14 protein-coding genes and 1 pseudogene are annotated in these 14906 nt (G+C 28.9%); 10 read left to right on the forward strand and 5 right to left on the reverse strand.

What is annotated here, in order from left to right; genetic code table 11:
- Positions 1–313: pseudogene (locus Q0352_RS05005) on the reverse strand (carbon-nitrogen hydrolase); the annotation flags it as partial.
- Positions 314–376: 63 nt separating this feature from the next.
- Positions 377–778 carry a hypothetical protein gene (locus tag Q0352_RS05010; protein ID WP_299524552.1) on the reverse strand — a complete coding sequence of 134 codons (402 nt, stop codon included), beginning with the start codon at positions 776–778 and terminating at the stop codon, positions 377–379.
- 4 nt (positions 779–782) lie between these two features.
- Here Q0352_RS05010 and Q0352_RS05015 point away from each other — a divergent pair, with 4 nt between their 5' ends.
- From Q0352_RS05015 to Q0352_RS05030, 4 genes are read left to right on the forward strand one after another with little or no spacing between them, the layout of a single operon-like run.
- Complete coding sequence (locus tag Q0352_RS05015; protein ID WP_299524555.1) at positions 783–2531, forward strand: hypothetical protein; 1749 nt, start codon at positions 783–785, stop codon at positions 2529–2531.
- A 6-nt stretch (positions 2532–2537) separates the two neighbouring features.
- Positions 2538–3554, forward strand: coding sequence for an ATP-grasp domain-containing protein (locus Q0352_RS05020; protein WP_299524558.1), 1017 nt, complete (start codon positions 2538–2540; stop codon positions 3552–3554).
- Positions 3520–4479: an ATP-grasp domain-containing protein gene (locus Q0352_RS05025; RefSeq protein ID WP_299524561.1), complete on the forward strand. Its 960-nt coding sequence runs from the start codon at positions 3520–3522 to the stop codon at positions 4477–4479. The genes Q0352_RS05020 and Q0352_RS05025 overlap by 35 nt, the downstream gene beginning before the upstream one ends.
- Positions 4480–4484: 5 nt before the next feature.
- Entirely contained in the window at positions 4485–4961 is a 477-nt protein-coding gene (locus Q0352_RS05030) for a GNAT family N-acetyltransferase (RefSeq protein ID WP_299524564.1), read from the forward strand.
- On the opposite strand, the gene lpxB is transcribed toward Q0352_RS05030, so the two are convergent.
- Genes lpxB through surE form a run of 3 tightly spaced genes read right to left on the reverse strand, consistent with a single transcriptional unit; the run spans position 4950 to position 7125 of the window.
- Entirely contained in the window at positions 4950–6065 is a 1116-nt protein-coding gene (gene lpxB / locus Q0352_RS05035; protein ID WP_299524567.1) for a lipid-A-disaccharide synthase, read from the reverse strand. The two genes, Q0352_RS05030 and lpxB, sit on opposite strands and share 12 nt — an antisense overlap.
- Complete coding sequence (locus Q0352_RS05040) at positions 6066–6350, reverse strand: hypothetical protein (RefSeq protein WP_299524570.1); 285 nt, start codon at positions 6348–6350, stop codon at positions 6066–6068.
- Between the two features lie 10 nt (positions 6351–6360).
- Positions 6361–7125, reverse strand: a complete 765-nt coding sequence (gene surE, locus Q0352_RS05045; protein WP_299524573.1) for a 5'/3'-nucleotidase SurE — start codon at positions 7123–7125, stop codon at positions 6361–6363.
- A 257-nt stretch (positions 7126–7382) separates the two neighbouring features.
- Here surE and Q0352_RS05050 point away from each other — a divergent pair, with 257 nt between their 5' ends.
- From Q0352_RS05050 to Q0352_RS05075, 6 genes are all read left to right on the forward strand, one after another.
- Entirely contained in the window at positions 7383–9503 is a 2121-nt protein-coding gene (locus Q0352_RS05050) for a carboxy terminal-processing peptidase (protein ID WP_299524576.1), read from the forward strand.
- A 195-nt stretch (positions 9504–9698) separates the two neighbouring features.
- Complete coding sequence (locus Q0352_RS05055; protein WP_299524579.1) at positions 9699–10478, forward strand: prolipoprotein diacylglyceryl transferase; 780 nt, start codon at positions 9699–9701, stop codon at positions 10476–10478.
- A 4-nt stretch (positions 10479–10482) separates the two neighbouring features.
- On the forward strand, positions 10483–11169 hold the full coding sequence (locus Q0352_RS05060) for a putative metal-binding motif-containing protein (RefSeq protein ID WP_299524582.1): 687 nt from the start codon (positions 10483–10485) through the stop codon (positions 11167–11169).
- Positions 11170–11277: 108 nt separating this feature from the next.
- On the forward strand, positions 11278–11709 hold the full coding sequence (locus Q0352_RS05065; RefSeq protein ID WP_299524584.1) for a hypothetical protein: 432 nt from the start codon (positions 11278–11280) through the stop codon (positions 11707–11709).
- Positions 11710–11933: 224 nt separating this feature from the next.
- Positions 11934–12059: a hypothetical protein gene (locus tag Q0352_RS05070; RefSeq protein ID WP_299524586.1), complete on the forward strand. Its 126-nt coding sequence runs from the start codon at positions 11934–11936 to the stop codon at positions 12057–12059.
- Positions 12060–12094: 35 nt separating this feature from the next.
- Positions 12095–14906 (forward strand): histidine kinase (locus tag Q0352_RS05075; RefSeq protein WP_299524588.1); only part of this gene is annotated, 2812 nt, incomplete at its 3' end.

Here is a 14906-nt window from a genome sequence, read left to right on the forward strand (position 1 = left end):
CATCTATTCCATAAAGCACATCGCCATCATTTGTATGCGTTGTAAACTTATAATTCCCTGTTATTTCTTTGTAAGTATGATGGTCATCAAAACTATTATAATCTAAAATAATAGATAGTGCACAACCTGCAATTTGATCATTTATTTTAATTACAACCTGCCCTTCAGGAAACCTTTCAATTAAAGTTGCGATTTGATGTTCTTTCCAAAACGAATTTGGCATGGTTGTATAAGCATCTATCATCGCTGATTTTAACTCTTGATAGTCTTCTATTTTTAAAAAGGCTAATTCTATATTTTCTATATCTTTCATATAATATTTATCGAAATAATGTTTTTCGAGGGTGTAAATGTATTAAAATTGAACGAATATCAACTATTTATTTAAAACTCGTATTTTACAAAAGGCACTTGAAAATATTTTATTTTTTACAAAATATTTTTGTAAAACGGATTTAAAAATGATGTAACTTTGTATATTAATTTTAAAAAAAACACGAACAATGAATAAACTTTTAAAAGACGAGATAGAACCTCCTCTTGAAAAGGATTTAACTCCTACAGAATTGGTTATAGAAACCACAACTACTAGCGCCCAGCTATTTAAAGGTTCTGAAATTATCCATTCAGACTTTAATATTATAAATTCATCTTCTACAGCATTCAGGGCAAAATCAATAAATTTCCCACTTAAGAATATACAACCTCCTAGAGACATTGTAATTTCATGCGGTGCAGAAGAATTTAAAGAATTAACATACAATTTTTTCGGTTCCATATAAATGGCCATTTTTAAAATTAGGAAGATAACAGATCCTTATCTACCTTCCAATTCAATAGCTATAAACCAAGTGTTTAGCATTCTTAGAACTCATTTTCCTTCTGTTAAAGAAGAAAAAATAAATGAGATTTTAGAGCAAATGAAAGATCCTTTAAAGTATAAATTTTCTTCAAACTTATTTGTTGCCGAAGATGGAAAATCTAATGTAAAGGGATTTGCAATTTTGTTTTATATGCCTGATAAAAATTTCTTTTATTTGGATTATATCGCCGTAAAACCAGGTAAAATTTCTTCAGGTGTTGGCGGAGCAATATATGAACGCTTAAGAGAAGAAGCTCAAATGCATAAATCAATTGGTATTTTCATGGAATGCCTTCCTGACGACGAAAAATTATGCAATGATAAAAGTGAAATTAAACAAAATAAAGCTAGACTTGCTTTTTATGAACGCTATGGTGCAAGACCTATTATCGGAACCAAATATGAAACCAATGTAAATCCTGATGATGACAGTCCGCCTTATTTAGTTTTTGATGATCTAGGAAATGATATTCGCCTTTCTTCAGTCGATGCTAAAAAAATTGTTCGTGCTATTTTAGAACGAAAATACCCAACATATTGTCCGGAAAAATATATAAAAATGATCCTTGATTCCATTCATGACGATCCAATTAAATTACGAGAATTTAAATATATTGTAAAGGAACGACCAGTTGAAATTAGAGAAGCTGTTAAAGATGAAATTGCATTAATTATTAATGACAAGCACGATATTCATCATGTGAAAGAGGTTGGATATATAGAATCACCAGTTCGCATTGGAAGTATTTACAAAGAAATTACAAAGTTAAATGCATTTAAAACAAGGCCTTCTAGAGGTTATCCAGATAAATATATTACACAGGTTCATAATCCAAAATATGTGAATTATTTTAAAACTGTTTGCGATAAATTAGCGCCAGGAAAATCTATTTACCCCTATGTTTTCCCAGTAAGAAATGCTACTCGCCCACCAAAAGATTACACGGTTTTAGCAGGTTATTATTGCATCGATACATTTACTCCAATTAATAAAAATGCCTATTTAGCAGCTCGTTCAGGAGTTAATTGTGCTTTAACTGGTGCTGAATTATTGTTAGAGGGATATCATAGCGCTTATGCGTTGATTAGACCTCCTGGACATCATGCCGAAAGAGATGTTTTTGGTGGATTTTGCTATTTCAACAATGGTGCAATTGCTGCAAATTTTCTCACAAAATATGGGAAGGTGGCTATTTTAGATATTGATTATCACCATGGAAACGGACAACAGCAAATTTTTTATGATAGAAAAGATGTTTATACAGTTTCAATTCATGGCAACCCATCTTTTGCATATCCATATTTTTCAGGTTTTGCAGATGAAAAAGGTGAAGGTGAAGGTGAAGGTTTCAATTTAAATTATCCATTAAAAGAAGCTTTAACTGGTAAAGAATATCTCTCATACCTTAAAAAAGCAATCAAAGTGATTAAAGATTTTAATCCTGCATACCTAATAGTGAGTTTAGGATTTGACCCTGCAAAAGGGGACCCAACAGGAACTTGGTCGCTTACAGCAAACGATTTTAAGAATAATGGATACGAACTTGGTAAGTTACCATTCCCAATATTATTTGTGCAAGAAGGAGGTTATAAAAATAGAACATTAGGTGTAAATGCTCGAAACTTTTTTGATGGGTATTTGGCTTCAAGATTAACTAAAAAAAATTAAAATATTATGAAAATTGGATTGACGTATGACCTTAGAGCTGATTATTTAAAGCTAGGTTATACACTAGAAGAAACTGCTGAATTTGACAAAGAAAGTACCATTAAAGGTATTGAACAAACTATACAAAAATTTGGACATAAGACGGTGCGCATAGGAAACGCAAATAGTTTAATGAAAGAATTATTAAGTGGAAAAACATGGGATATGGTATTTAATATATCAGAAGGTCTTTATGGAGAAGGTAGAGAATCATTAGTCCCAGCATTGTTGGATGCTTATAAAATTCCTTATGTTTTTTCTGGCCCTGTAACTTTAGGAATTTCGTTAAATAAGGCATTTGCAAAACAAATTATAAGAGATAATGGGATAAATACTCCTGAGTTTCATGTTGTATATCAATTATCTGATATTCAAAAAGTTGATTTGCAATACCCGCTTTTTGCAAAACCAATATCAGAAGGTACAGGAAAAGGAATAGACTCAAAATCTTTCATAATATCTAAGGAAGAATTATACAAAGTTTGTACAAACTTACTTACTAAATTTAATCAACCAGTTTTAGTTGAAGAATATCTTCCGGGAAGAGAGTTTACTGTGGGTGTTTTAGGTACCGGTGAGAATGCTTTTGTGCCAGGTGCTATGGAAATAAAATACAATAAAAACACACATAATTTTTATTCATATGATAACAAAGAAAATTATGAAGCCCATATAACATATTCAAATGTAACTGGTGATATGCTTAACAAATGTGAAGAAATGGCTTTAAGTGTTTGGAAAGCATTAAACTGTTTAGATGGAGGGAGAGTAGATCTTAAAATTGATCGCTTCGGAAAAATTAGTTTTATAGAAGTGAATCCATTAGCAGGCTTAAACCCAGTAACGTCAGATTTGCCTATTTTATGTGGATTAAATAATTTTTCATATAAACAAATAATAGGTGAGATATTAAAATCAGCAATAAATAGAAATTTTATTCAAAAAAATAATGAAAATTATAATACTTTACAATCAGGCGCTTAGTAATAATCCAGATGAATTAGATGTAATAGATCAAAAGAATTTGGTTGTAAAAGCCTGTGAAAATTTAAAGTATGAAGTTAAATGTTTAACAGTTGGAAATGATTTAATGGCAGATATTGAAGCTGTTAAAAAGGAAAATCCAGATGTAGTTTTTAATTTGGTTGAAGAAACTTTTGGAAAAGGTGAACTTATTTATTTTGCCCCTGCAATTTTAAATGCTTTAAAAATACCATATACAGGCGTTCCTTTAGATGCGCTATTTTTAACGACAAATAAAGTGTTAGCTAAAAAAATAATGCAATTTAACAATTTACCAACAGCCGATTTTTATGCTATTAATGAATTTGAAAAATTAAATCCAACAAAAACATACATTGCCAAACCTATTTGGGAAGAAGCTTCTGTAGGAATTACTGAAGATTATATTTTTAATACTTCAGAAATAGAGAAAAATAGAAAAATTAAACTACTTTCAAATACTCATTATTTTATTGAGGAATTTATTGATGGACGAGAAATTAATATTAGTATGTTAGCTGCTAATAATGAAGTTGAAGTTTTACCACCCGCTGAAATTATTTTCTCAGAATTTTTTAATGATAAACCTAAAATTGTAGGTTATGCTGCAAAATGGGATGAGAATAGTGAAGAATATAAACAAACAAATCGGTTTTTTGAAACTTTAGAAAACACTCCTAATTTAAAAGAAAAACTAATAACTATTTGCAAACAAACGTGGACAGTTTTTAACTTAAAAGGGTATGCCAGAGTAGATTTTAGAGTTGACGCAACCAACAATATATTTATTTTAGAAATTAACGGAAATCCTTGTATTTCACCTGATAGTGGTTTTATTGCTGCGCTAAATATTGCAGGTTACACTAAAGAAACAATGGTTAAACGAATTATTGAAGATATAAATTAATAAACATGAATTTTAGAAATCAATTAATAGAAAGTGATATTAAAGCAGTTAAAGAAATTTTAAATTCAACAGGATTTTTTTACGATTTTGAAGTTGATGTAGCTGTTGAGCTAGCTGAAGAAAATTTAGAAAAAGGCGAAGAAAAAAGTGGTTACTTTTTTACTATTGCTGAAGTTGAAGGAAAAGCAATAGCTTTTTCTTGCTATGGAAAAACACCATGTACAGCTGCAAGTTTTGATTTGTATTGGATTGCTGTACACCAAAATCATAAAGGAAAAGGAATAGGTAAAAAACTACTAAAAATGTTAGAAATACACGTTGCAAAACTTAATGGTAAAAATATTTGGATTGAGACGGCTGGAAGACCTTTATATAGCCCAACTCGAAAATTTTACGAAAAATATGGCTGCGATTTAGTTGCTGAATTACCAGAATTTTATGGAGAAAACGACAGTAAAGTTATTTATTTATTAAAAGTTTAATGAGTTAACAATTAGCTCAGCCACTTTTTTGGAAGCTCCTTTTCCGCCTAGTTTTTTTTCTAACTCAAAATAACTTAAGAATAATTCTTCTCTCTTATTACCTTCTAATATTTTATGAAGTTCATTCTCAAGGTTTTTCTCGTTAAATTCACTTTGAATCAATTCTTTAACTACTTCTTTATCCATAATTAAATTTACCAAAGAAATATATTTTAAATCAACCAATCGTTTTCCTATTTGATAAGAAACCCAGCTTGTTTTATAACAAACAATTTCAGGAACTTTAAACAAAGCTGTTTCTAAAGTTGCTGTCCCAGAAGTTACAATAGCAGCATAAGAAATTGACAATAAATCATATGTTTTGTTGCTGATAAAATTTACATTTTCTTGATTCATAAATTGCTTATAAAAAGAAAATTCTTGACTTGGAGCTCCAGCTATTACAAATTGATATGCCTGAAACTTATCAGCCATTTTTAACATTATTGAAAGCATTTTTTTTATTTCCTGCTTTCTACTTCCTGGTAATAATGCAATAATAGGTTTATTAGATAATTTATGTGCTGCTTTAAAAGCAGCTTCATCAACTTGTGTTCTATTTAAAATTGCATCAATTAATGGATGTCCAACAAAATGAACTGGAAAATGATGTTTATTTTCATAAAAATCTTTTTCGAAAGGTAAAATAACAGACATCTCATCAATGTCACGTTTAATTTTTTTGATTCTGTTTTCTTTCCAAGCCCAAATTTGTGGTGAAATATAATAATGAACTTTTATACCTTCTTTTTTAGCAAATTCAGCAATTCTCATATTAAAACCAGGATAATCTATCAAAATTAAAATGTCTGGTTTAAAATTCAGAATGTCTTGTTTACAAAATTTTATATTTTTAAAAATGGTATTAATATTCATTAAAACTTCAGCAAACCCCATAAATGCTAACTCACGATAATGTTTTACCAAAGTACCGCCAACATTTTGCATTAAATCGCCACCCCAAAATCTAATATTAGCATTGGTGTCTTTTTCAATTAATGCTTTCATTAGGTTAGAACCATGCAAATCACCTGAAGCTTCACCAGAAATAATATAGTACTTCATTTATTTAGAAAATAACGTTAAAAATAACACTACTAATGCAATTAAAAAAGTTTCCATTAATACACCTCTTGCTCTATAAATCTGTTTCTTTTTAAGAAATACAAAAAATACAAAAAAATTAGCTATCGCACCTAAAACCAATACTCTACCTTCGAGATTTCCTTCTATTATTAAATCTAAGCTTTTATTAAAATCAAAATTCGAAAAGAATTCAATAAAAACAAAGCATCCAAAAGAAGTCGCTACTAAAGCCACTACAAAACCAATTAAGAGTTCCTTTTTCATAAAAAGAAATTTATAAGTTCCAATTATTTAATTTTTGAATAAAATGATGCGCTGTTAAATCGAACTGTACAGGCACCATTGAAACATAATTATTAGCTAATGCCCATTCATCAGTATCTTCTCCTTTATCCATATTCACAAATTTCCCTGTTAACCAATAATAAACTTTTCCCTGAGGATTGGTTCGTTTATCAAATTCCTCAACCCAATTTGCACGTGCTTGACGGCAAATTTTAATTCCCTTAAACGTTGGACTTTTAGGAAAGTTCACATTTAATACAACTCCATCAGGCAATCCGTTTTCTAACACGCTTAATGCAATTTTTTTAATATAAACTTTCAAAGGTTCAAAATCTGCATTCCATGAATAGTCCAACAATGAAAAACCAATAGCAGGAATTCCTTCAACACCAGCTTCTACAGCGGCACTCATTGTGCCAGAATAAATTACATTTATAGATGAATTTGAACCGTGATTAATACCTGAGACACATAAATCTGGTTTTCTATCTAAAATTTCACTTACTGCCAATTTTACACAATCTGCTGGTGTACCTGACGATTGGTATTCACGTTGTGGCCCATTATCAATCCTTATTTCATCACAATACAAGGTTTCATTAATAGTTACAGCATGTCCCATTCCACTTTGTGGCCCGTCTGGAGCTATTACTACTACATCGCCAATTTCATTCATTACAGAAATTAAAGTTCTTATTCCAGGCGCTGTGATTCCATCATCATTAACAACTAAAATCAAAGGTTTTTTATTCATAATTTAAAAATTAAACAACAAAACTACAGTATTTAATTTGGATTTTATAAATTAAACTTTAACATTTTGTAAAGAATGTGAAGCTATTATTTTCGCTATCATTGTATTAATTAATATGATAATTAGATTTAATAAAAGTTTGAAATTTTCATTATTTTTATAAGAATCTATAAAAAAAAGTTAAATTAGACATTAAACTAAAATAATGGCACTATTTTAGTACACAACAAATTACATAATTATAAATATTGATAAGAATGATGATGTTAAGAAAATTCAAAATAGTATTACCCTTGTTTTTTGTAGCAAGTTTATTTATAAGCTCACAAACAAATGCAAACACAGATCCAAATCCTAAAGACAAAGTTTTATTAACCATTTTAAAATATGTTTTAACGCAAGGTCATTATCATCCACAAACAATTGATGATACTTTTTCAGAAAATGTTTACAATAGCTTTTTAGAGAGATTAGATCCATCAAAACGTTATTTTTTACAATCAGATATTGATGAATTTTCGAACTATAAGATGCAAATTGATGATCAGATTAATAATGAAGACTTATCTTTTTTCTTTTTAGTATATGAACGACTCACACAACGAATTGAAGAATCTAAACCCTATTACAAACAAATTTTAGAAAACCAATTTGATTTCAATAATGATGATATTTTTGATGTTGATTATGAGAAATCAAGCTACGCTAAAAACACTTCTGAAATTACAAATATTTGGCACAAACAGCTAAAATTTACGACCTTATCTCGTTTAAATGACAAAATAATTGCCGAAGAAGATAAGAAAAAAGAAGATGAAACTTACCAAACAAAATCATTCAACGAACTTGAAAAGGAGGCTCGCGAAGCTGTCATTATTAATATGGATGAATCTTTTGAACGTATTGAAGAGCTTACTTATTCAGACTGGTTTTCAATATTTATAAATAGTATTTCTGAAGAATTTGACCCTCATACAACCTATTTTGATCCAGTTGTGAAAAAGCGTTTTGACATATCAATGGCTGGTAAATTAGAAGGAATTGGAGCAAGGCTTCAAAAGAAAAATGATTACACAAAAGTAAGTGAATTAATTTCTGGCGGACCTGCATGGAAACAAGGTGAGTTAGAAGTTGGTGATTATATCACAAAAGTGGCTCAAGGTGATGGCGAACCTATTGATATTGTTGGTATGCGTTTAGATGATGCTATAGAGTATATTAAAGGTAAAAAAGGAACTGAAGTACGACTTACTCTTAAAAAAATGGATGGTACTACCAAAGTAATTTCAATTATAAGAGATGTTGTTGAATTAGAAGAAACGTTCGTAAAATCAAGTGTGGTAAAAAAAGATGGCCGAACTTTTGGAGTTATAAACCTTCCTAAATTCTATATTGATTTTGATGAGAAAAACTTTAGAAGCTCTTCAACTGATATGGCACAAGAAATTGAACGCCTTAAAAATGAAAATGTTGAAGGTTTAGTGATAGATTTAAGAAACAACGGTGGCGGATCTTTAAAAACTGCTATTGAAATTTCTGGGCTATTTATAGAAAAAGGTCCTATTGTACAAGTAAAATACAGAGATAAAAATCCAGATGTAAAAAAAGATACTGACCCAAAAATTCAATGGGATAAACCTCTTGTTGTTTTGGTAAATGAATTATCTGCTTCAGCTTCTGAAATTTTTGCTGCTGCTATGCAAGATTATGGTAGAGCTGTTATTATTGGTGGAAGACAAACTTATGGTAAAGGAACTGTACAAAGTGTTTTAGACCTTAATAGATATCACAATTTAAAAGAAGATATAGGCGCTTTAAAAATGACGATTCAAAAATTTTATAGAATCAATGGTGGTTCAACACAATTAGAAGGTGTTCATTCAGATATTATGTTACCAGACAGATATACATATATGAATATTGGAGAACGTGATTTAGAAAACCCATTAAAATTTGATAAAGTTCCTAAAGCAACATACAAACTTTGGGATAATTATGAAAATTTTAACCAAGCAATTGACAATAGTAAAAAGAGAATTGCAACTAACAATTATTTCAAATTAATTGACCAAAATGCAAAATGGCTTAAGAATTCTCAAGATGACACGCTTATTTATTTAAATTATGAAGCTTATAAAAAAGATTTGGAAGTTCATGAAAATGAATCATTGAAGTATAAATCTCTTAGAGATTATACCAGTAATTTAACATATACTTCACCTCTTTATGAACAACCTTTATTAGAAAAAGATGAAGATTTGGCTGAAAAACGTGAAGCTTGGCATAAAAATTTAAAAAAAGATATGTATGTTGAAGAAGCGTTAAATGTATTAAGTGAATTAAAAATAAAACCACAATACCACTTAGTTAAGAATTAAATTTATTTTTAAGAATATCATTGCATTAAAAACTCAAGAATTATAGTTATAATTCTTGAGTTTTTTTATTTTATTGAAAAGAGAAAAAGAAATACACACTACAACTTTATCGAATCAAAGGGTTAGTTAATCTAACCGCTATTTTTTTAGATTCCTATTCTCTTTAGGTTTGTTTTTACAAAAAGGCAAACCCACATGCATCCAGAATTGTTTAATTTTCAGCTTCCTTTTTACACTCATAATGTAACCATTTACACGTATGCATTTTGTATAGTGATTGGAACATTATTAGCTTCACTTTATACAAAATGGAGCGCTAAAAAAGAATTAAACATAGTTCACCTGCCAAACACATTTTTTTACATCATTTTTATAGCTGGTTTTATTGGTGGAAAATTATTTTTCTATTTAGAAAGGCCTTTACATTTTTGGAATAATCCAAAATTAATGCTTGATAATTTTTCAGGCGGGTTTGTATTTTACGGTTCGTTTGTTACCATTATTCCAATTGTTATTTGGTATTTAAAAAATCGAAAAATACCAGTATTACCAATGCTAGACATATTGGCTATTACTACAATTATAGCTCATAGTTTAGGTAGAATTGGCTGCTTTAATGCAGGCTGCTGTTATGGTTCAGAAACAACAAGTTTCTTCGGAAATACATTTCCAAACTCAAACAACCTAGCAGTACACCCAACTCAATTATATGAAGCAACCACTTTAATTCTATTCGCAATTATTCTTCTTTATATAAAAAAACGACAACAATTTAAAGGACAATTATTCTTGCTTTATATTGGAATGTACGCAATTTCAAGAGCTATATTAGAACTTTTTAGAGGCGACAACAGAGGTTATGTTATAGATAACTATTTATCTCACTCTCAATTTATAGCTATACTAATCTTACTTACTTCAATATTCTTTTACAAAAAATTAAAAACAAAAAATAAATTAATTCTTAATAACTAAAAAAATGAAAAAAATTATTTTAAACATTGGTATTCCCTTAACACTATTAATTATTGCAATATTTATAATTGGACCAGCCTGTTCTGGTGATCCAGATGATTATAGCTATAATTGGTGGCCTGATACAGATCAAGATGGATTTGGAGATTCATTTGAAAATCCGATTATGGCAACCAATAATAATGCTCCTGCGAACCACGTAAGAGACAATTCAGACTGTGATGACAACAATGCAGATATATATCCTAGTGCAACTGAAACACCTGATAATACTATCGATGAAGATTGTAATGGCTTATATGGATATACTTTTTACGCAGATAAAGACGGTGATGGTTTTGGAGCTGGAAATCCTGTTATTCTGGATTTAGATTTAGGAGTAAATACACCAGATAACTATTCAACTAACGATGCGGATTGCGATGATAATAATGCTGCAATGAATCCTCTAGCAGATGAAATTTTCAACAACGGTATGGATGACAATTGTAATGGTGAAACTGACACAGATGATATTAGATATATTGATGCTGATGGCGATGGATATGGTTCTACGCAACAATCGGCAGCTGATGGTGTTTTTAACAGTTTAGATTGTGATGATACAAACGATGAAATTCACCCGTATGCTGTAGAAAAGAACAATGGTATTGATGATGATTGTGATGGCGCTATTGATGAAGGGCTATAAAATCTAAAATACTACATAAACCCATTGGGTGTAATTGTTAAAAACAAATTACACTCAATCGGTTTTTTATTCATAAAGAACATAACAAAAATTTAAAATTAACTAAAAATGAAAAAAACACTAAAAACACTCTTATTATTTGCAGTAACATTCACACTTTATAATTGTGATAATGACAATGGCAATGCATCAAATGAAACGGCTTGTAATTATGAAGGTTTTACCTTTTTAGATACCAATAACAATACGCAAACACTAATTCCAGAAAGCGATTTATTTACAGATTTTTTTAACACATCAAGTAATGGTCCTGAAGTTGAAATTTACGAAACTAACGATCCTGGAAATTTTAATTTCACCACATCAGTAGTAACCTTAAACGGTACTGGAACAGGTGTTTTAAATTTTAATGGTAGTACTTATACTGTTAATGTTATTTGCCAAAGAACAGGGAGCGCAATAGGAGATGAAATGCGTTTTGATTTAACCGCAAGTGGTTTAGAAGTTGAGTTTTGTGTTGTAATAGATGCTTTTCATTAATCAACTATAAAAAAAATGTTTCTAACCTTAATTATCCATTTTCACTTCTTTTTAGTGTTGTTTTTATTACCGGCATAGGTTGTAATCCAAGTAACGATCCGCTACCAAATTCTGAATTTAGAAATATTCTTAAAGGTATTGTAAGGTAAAAAAACAAAGTCGTGAATCCAAAAAATAAAACGACGATAAAATCAAGTAAAACACTTACCTTAAAATCCAAAAAAATGGGTATTTCAAGAGCAGATATTGGTGATATAATTATACTTGATAAAGAAAGACCAGGCATTTTTAGGACTATCGGTTATGTAATTGGGTGGATTGGAGGAAAATTAGCTAAAAGTAAAACTTAATAAAAAGTAACTATATTGTAACTTTAAATTAAAAATTGAAAAAGATAAAATTCCATATTACTATTATTCTCACATTATTAATATGGAATTTTTCATTTGCTCAAAAATACACCAATTACACAACAGAGAACGGTTTACCTAGCAATCATATTTACACCATTTTACAAGATTCCGATGGTTTTATTTGGTTTTTAACGGATAAGGGAATGGCAAAGTTTAATGGTAACAATTTTAAAGTATTTACTACAAAACAAGGCTTACCTAATAATGATGCATGGGATGGTTTTACAACACCCGACAGCAAAGTTTGGTACTTATCAAAAGCTTCAGAGCTTGGCTATATAAAAAATGACAGTGTACATTCTTTTCCTAATAATGATGATGGAGAAATCATGAATCCTATTTTTTCTAGCCAAATTCAAAATAACGTTTATCCAACTGGACCAATAAAAACGTACAAACTAATAAATAAGAAATGGGAAGTTATATTCAATAATTATTCAAATAATTCAAGTAACGATAACGTTAAAATTTTTCATAAAAAGATAAGTCAATTGCAACTTAATGTTAATACTAATAGTTTAAATATCATCAATAAAAAAAATAACGTTATTAAACAGATCTCTGTACACAACATTCTTAAACAACTTTCTGTAAGAGGTCAAATTACCGATAGCTTATTTACTTGGGTTTCCGAAAAAGAGTATTCAATTTTAAACCTAAATACGTTAGAATTAAAGCGTTTTTCATTCAAAGATGAAATTGGATTAGAAACTGTAAAACACGCACGTATAAACCTAATAAACAATAAACTACAAATAACAGGAACTGGATTTGTAGGGTTTTTAGATAAGAACCTACATATTAAAGATCCATTTTATTTTCCAAGTGAAATAAAATCACACTTTGCTTTAATTGATAAAAATAATACTATTTGGTTAGCTACTTTTTCAAACGGAATATACAAACTTCCTTATGCTAAACGTACTATTAGCTATTCACTAAATAATTTTAAAACAGGGAAATTAAGCGTTACAGATAATGGAATTTATACAACAGCTTTTAATAAGGGTTTTTATAAAATAGATACCGCAACAAATCAATTTTTCCTTTTTTTAAAAGAAGAAGAATTCCCTTTTAGAGTTAAAGAAATTAAAGAGGTAAACACGGTGTTTTTCCCTTCAAGATTTAAACTTCGTTATTTAAAAAACAAAAAATTAACAACTGTTGATTATAGAAAATCAGGCGAACTTTCAAATAGTGTTGCTACTCAGCTAATTTACCACAATACTAATTTATACAGTGTTTTTCCATTTGGAATTAACAAACTTAATAGTGAAAATTTTACAATAGAAAAAGAATATTTAAAATCTGGTTGTAATTTTCTATTTTCGTTTAACAACCAGTTATTAATTGCTACTAATAACGGTTTAAAAGAATTAAAAAACAATCGTATAATTGATGTAAAACTAAACAACCTACATTTTGAGAAGCCTATTTTATCTTTAGATAAAATTTCTTCTTCAGAATTTCTAATAAATACAGACGGTTTTGGGAGTTATATTTCCAATTTTAATACACTCGCTCAATTACCAAATTCTAATTTTTTAACAGCTGAAAATGCTTTTATTGAAAATGAAAATATTTGGTTGGCGACCAATGAAGGAATTTTAAAATACACTAAAATTAATGGCTCTTATATATTCGTAAAAAAAATAAATTTAAATAACGGGCTTCCTTCAAATATAGTTAATGATATTTTAATTCGTAAAAATAAAATTATAGCAAGTACCAATAATGGTATAGTAATACTTCCAGAAAATCAAGAAGATGTACCAAAATTTTTAACCATTTATTTAGAAAACGCCCACTACAACAATCAAAAAATAATTAGTGATAATTCAACTTTCAACTATAAAAATGATAACAATATTACATTTTCTGTTTCAAGTATAAATTTTGATGAAAACAATTCTAAATTAAATTATAACTACAAATTATCACCCGTCCAAAACAAATGGATTAGCACCACATCTACAACTATAAACTTTACAGATTTACCCCCAAATAACTATAATTTAGAACTAGAAGCACAAGGAATTACTAAAAATTATAAATTTAAAATAACACCTTTGTGGTATCAATACACTATTTCAAAAATTGGAATAACACTATTAATACTACTATTTATAGGTTTTTTATTATTCAAAATTAGAAATAGAGAACTAGCTAAAAAAACAGCAAAATTAAACACCCAAAAACAATTAGCTGAATATGAATTACATGCATTACGGTCGCAAATGAACCCTCATTTTGTATTTAATTCACTAAATGCCATTCAATATTACATCACTAAAAATGAAATTGAATTGTCTGAAAAATATTTAGTGAGATTTTCTAGATTGATTCGTAAATTTTTCGATTTTTCAAGAGATAAATTTATTAGTTTAGAGCAAGAAATATCTTTGCTAAATAACTATTTAGAAATTGAAAAAATGCGTTTTGGAGATGATTTTATTTATGAATTTAACATTGATAAAACACTAAATTTAAACGAACAAAAAATCCCCACAATGCTTTTACAACCCATTGTTGAAAATGCCGTTAACCACGGTTTGTTTCATAATGAAGGTAAAGGATTAATTAAAATTGAATTTTTGAAAGATGCTTTAAATGGTTTTATTGTAAAAATTTCAGACAATGGTGTTGGACTTAAAAAAGCCCAAGAAATAATGGAAAATTCAATAAAAACACACATTTCAAAATCTAGCGAAATAATTCAAAACAGAATTGAATTATTGAACCAATCTAAAGTGTGGTTTATAACGTATTCTATTAAAGAATTAC

This window comes from uncultured Lutibacter sp. (assembly GCF_937891065.1).
Taxonomy (GTDB): Bacteria; Bacteroidota; Bacteroidia; order Flavobacteriales; family Flavobacteriaceae; genus Lutibacter.

Excerpts from the sequence above, each read along its gene's own strand:
- Q0352_RS05010 (WP_299524552.1), bottom strand. The coding sequence starts at position 778 with ATGGAACCGAAAAAATTGTATGTTAATTCTTTAAATTCTTCTGCACCG.
- Q0352_RS05015 (WP_299524555.1), top strand. The coding sequence starts at position 783 with ATGGCCATTTTTAAAATTAGGAAGATAACAGATCCTTATCTACCTTCC.
- Q0352_RS05020 (WP_299524558.1), top strand. The coding sequence starts at position 2,538 with ATGAAAATTGGATTGACGTATGACCTTAGAGCTGATTATTTAAAGCTA.
- Q0352_RS05025 (WP_299524561.1), top strand. The coding sequence starts at position 3,520 with ATGAAAATTATAATACTTTACAATCAGGCGCTTAGTAATAATCCAGAT.
- Q0352_RS05030 (WP_299524564.1), top strand. The coding sequence starts at position 4,485 with ATGAATTTTAGAAATCAATTAATAGAAAGTGATATTAAAGCAGTTAAA.
- lpxB (WP_299524567.1), bottom strand. The coding sequence starts at position 6,065 with ATGAAGTACTATATTATTTCTGGTGAAGCTTCAGGTGATTTGCATGGT.
- Q0352_RS05040 (WP_299524570.1), bottom strand. The coding sequence starts at position 6,350 with ATGAAAAAGGAACTCTTAATTGGTTTTGTAGTGGCTTTAGTAGCGACT.
- surE (WP_299524573.1), bottom strand. The coding sequence starts at position 7,125 with ATGAATAAAAAACCTTTGATTTTAGTTGTTAATGATGATGGAATCACA.
- Q0352_RS05050 (WP_299524576.1), top strand. The coding sequence starts at position 7,383 with ATGATGATGTTAAGAAAATTCAAAATAGTATTACCCTTGTTTTTTGTA.
- Q0352_RS05055 (WP_299524579.1), top strand. The coding sequence starts at position 9,699 with ATGCATCCAGAATTGTTTAATTTTCAGCTTCCTTTTTACACTCATAAT.
- Q0352_RS05060 (WP_299524582.1), top strand. The coding sequence starts at position 10,483 with ATGAAAAAAATTATTTTAAACATTGGTATTCCCTTAACACTATTAATT.
- Q0352_RS05065 (WP_299524584.1), top strand. The coding sequence starts at position 11,278 with ATGAAAAAAACACTAAAAACACTCTTATTATTTGCAGTAACATTCACA.
- Q0352_RS05070 (WP_299524586.1), top strand. The coding sequence starts at position 11,934 with ATGGGTATTTCAAGAGCAGATATTGGTGATATAATTATACTTGATAAA.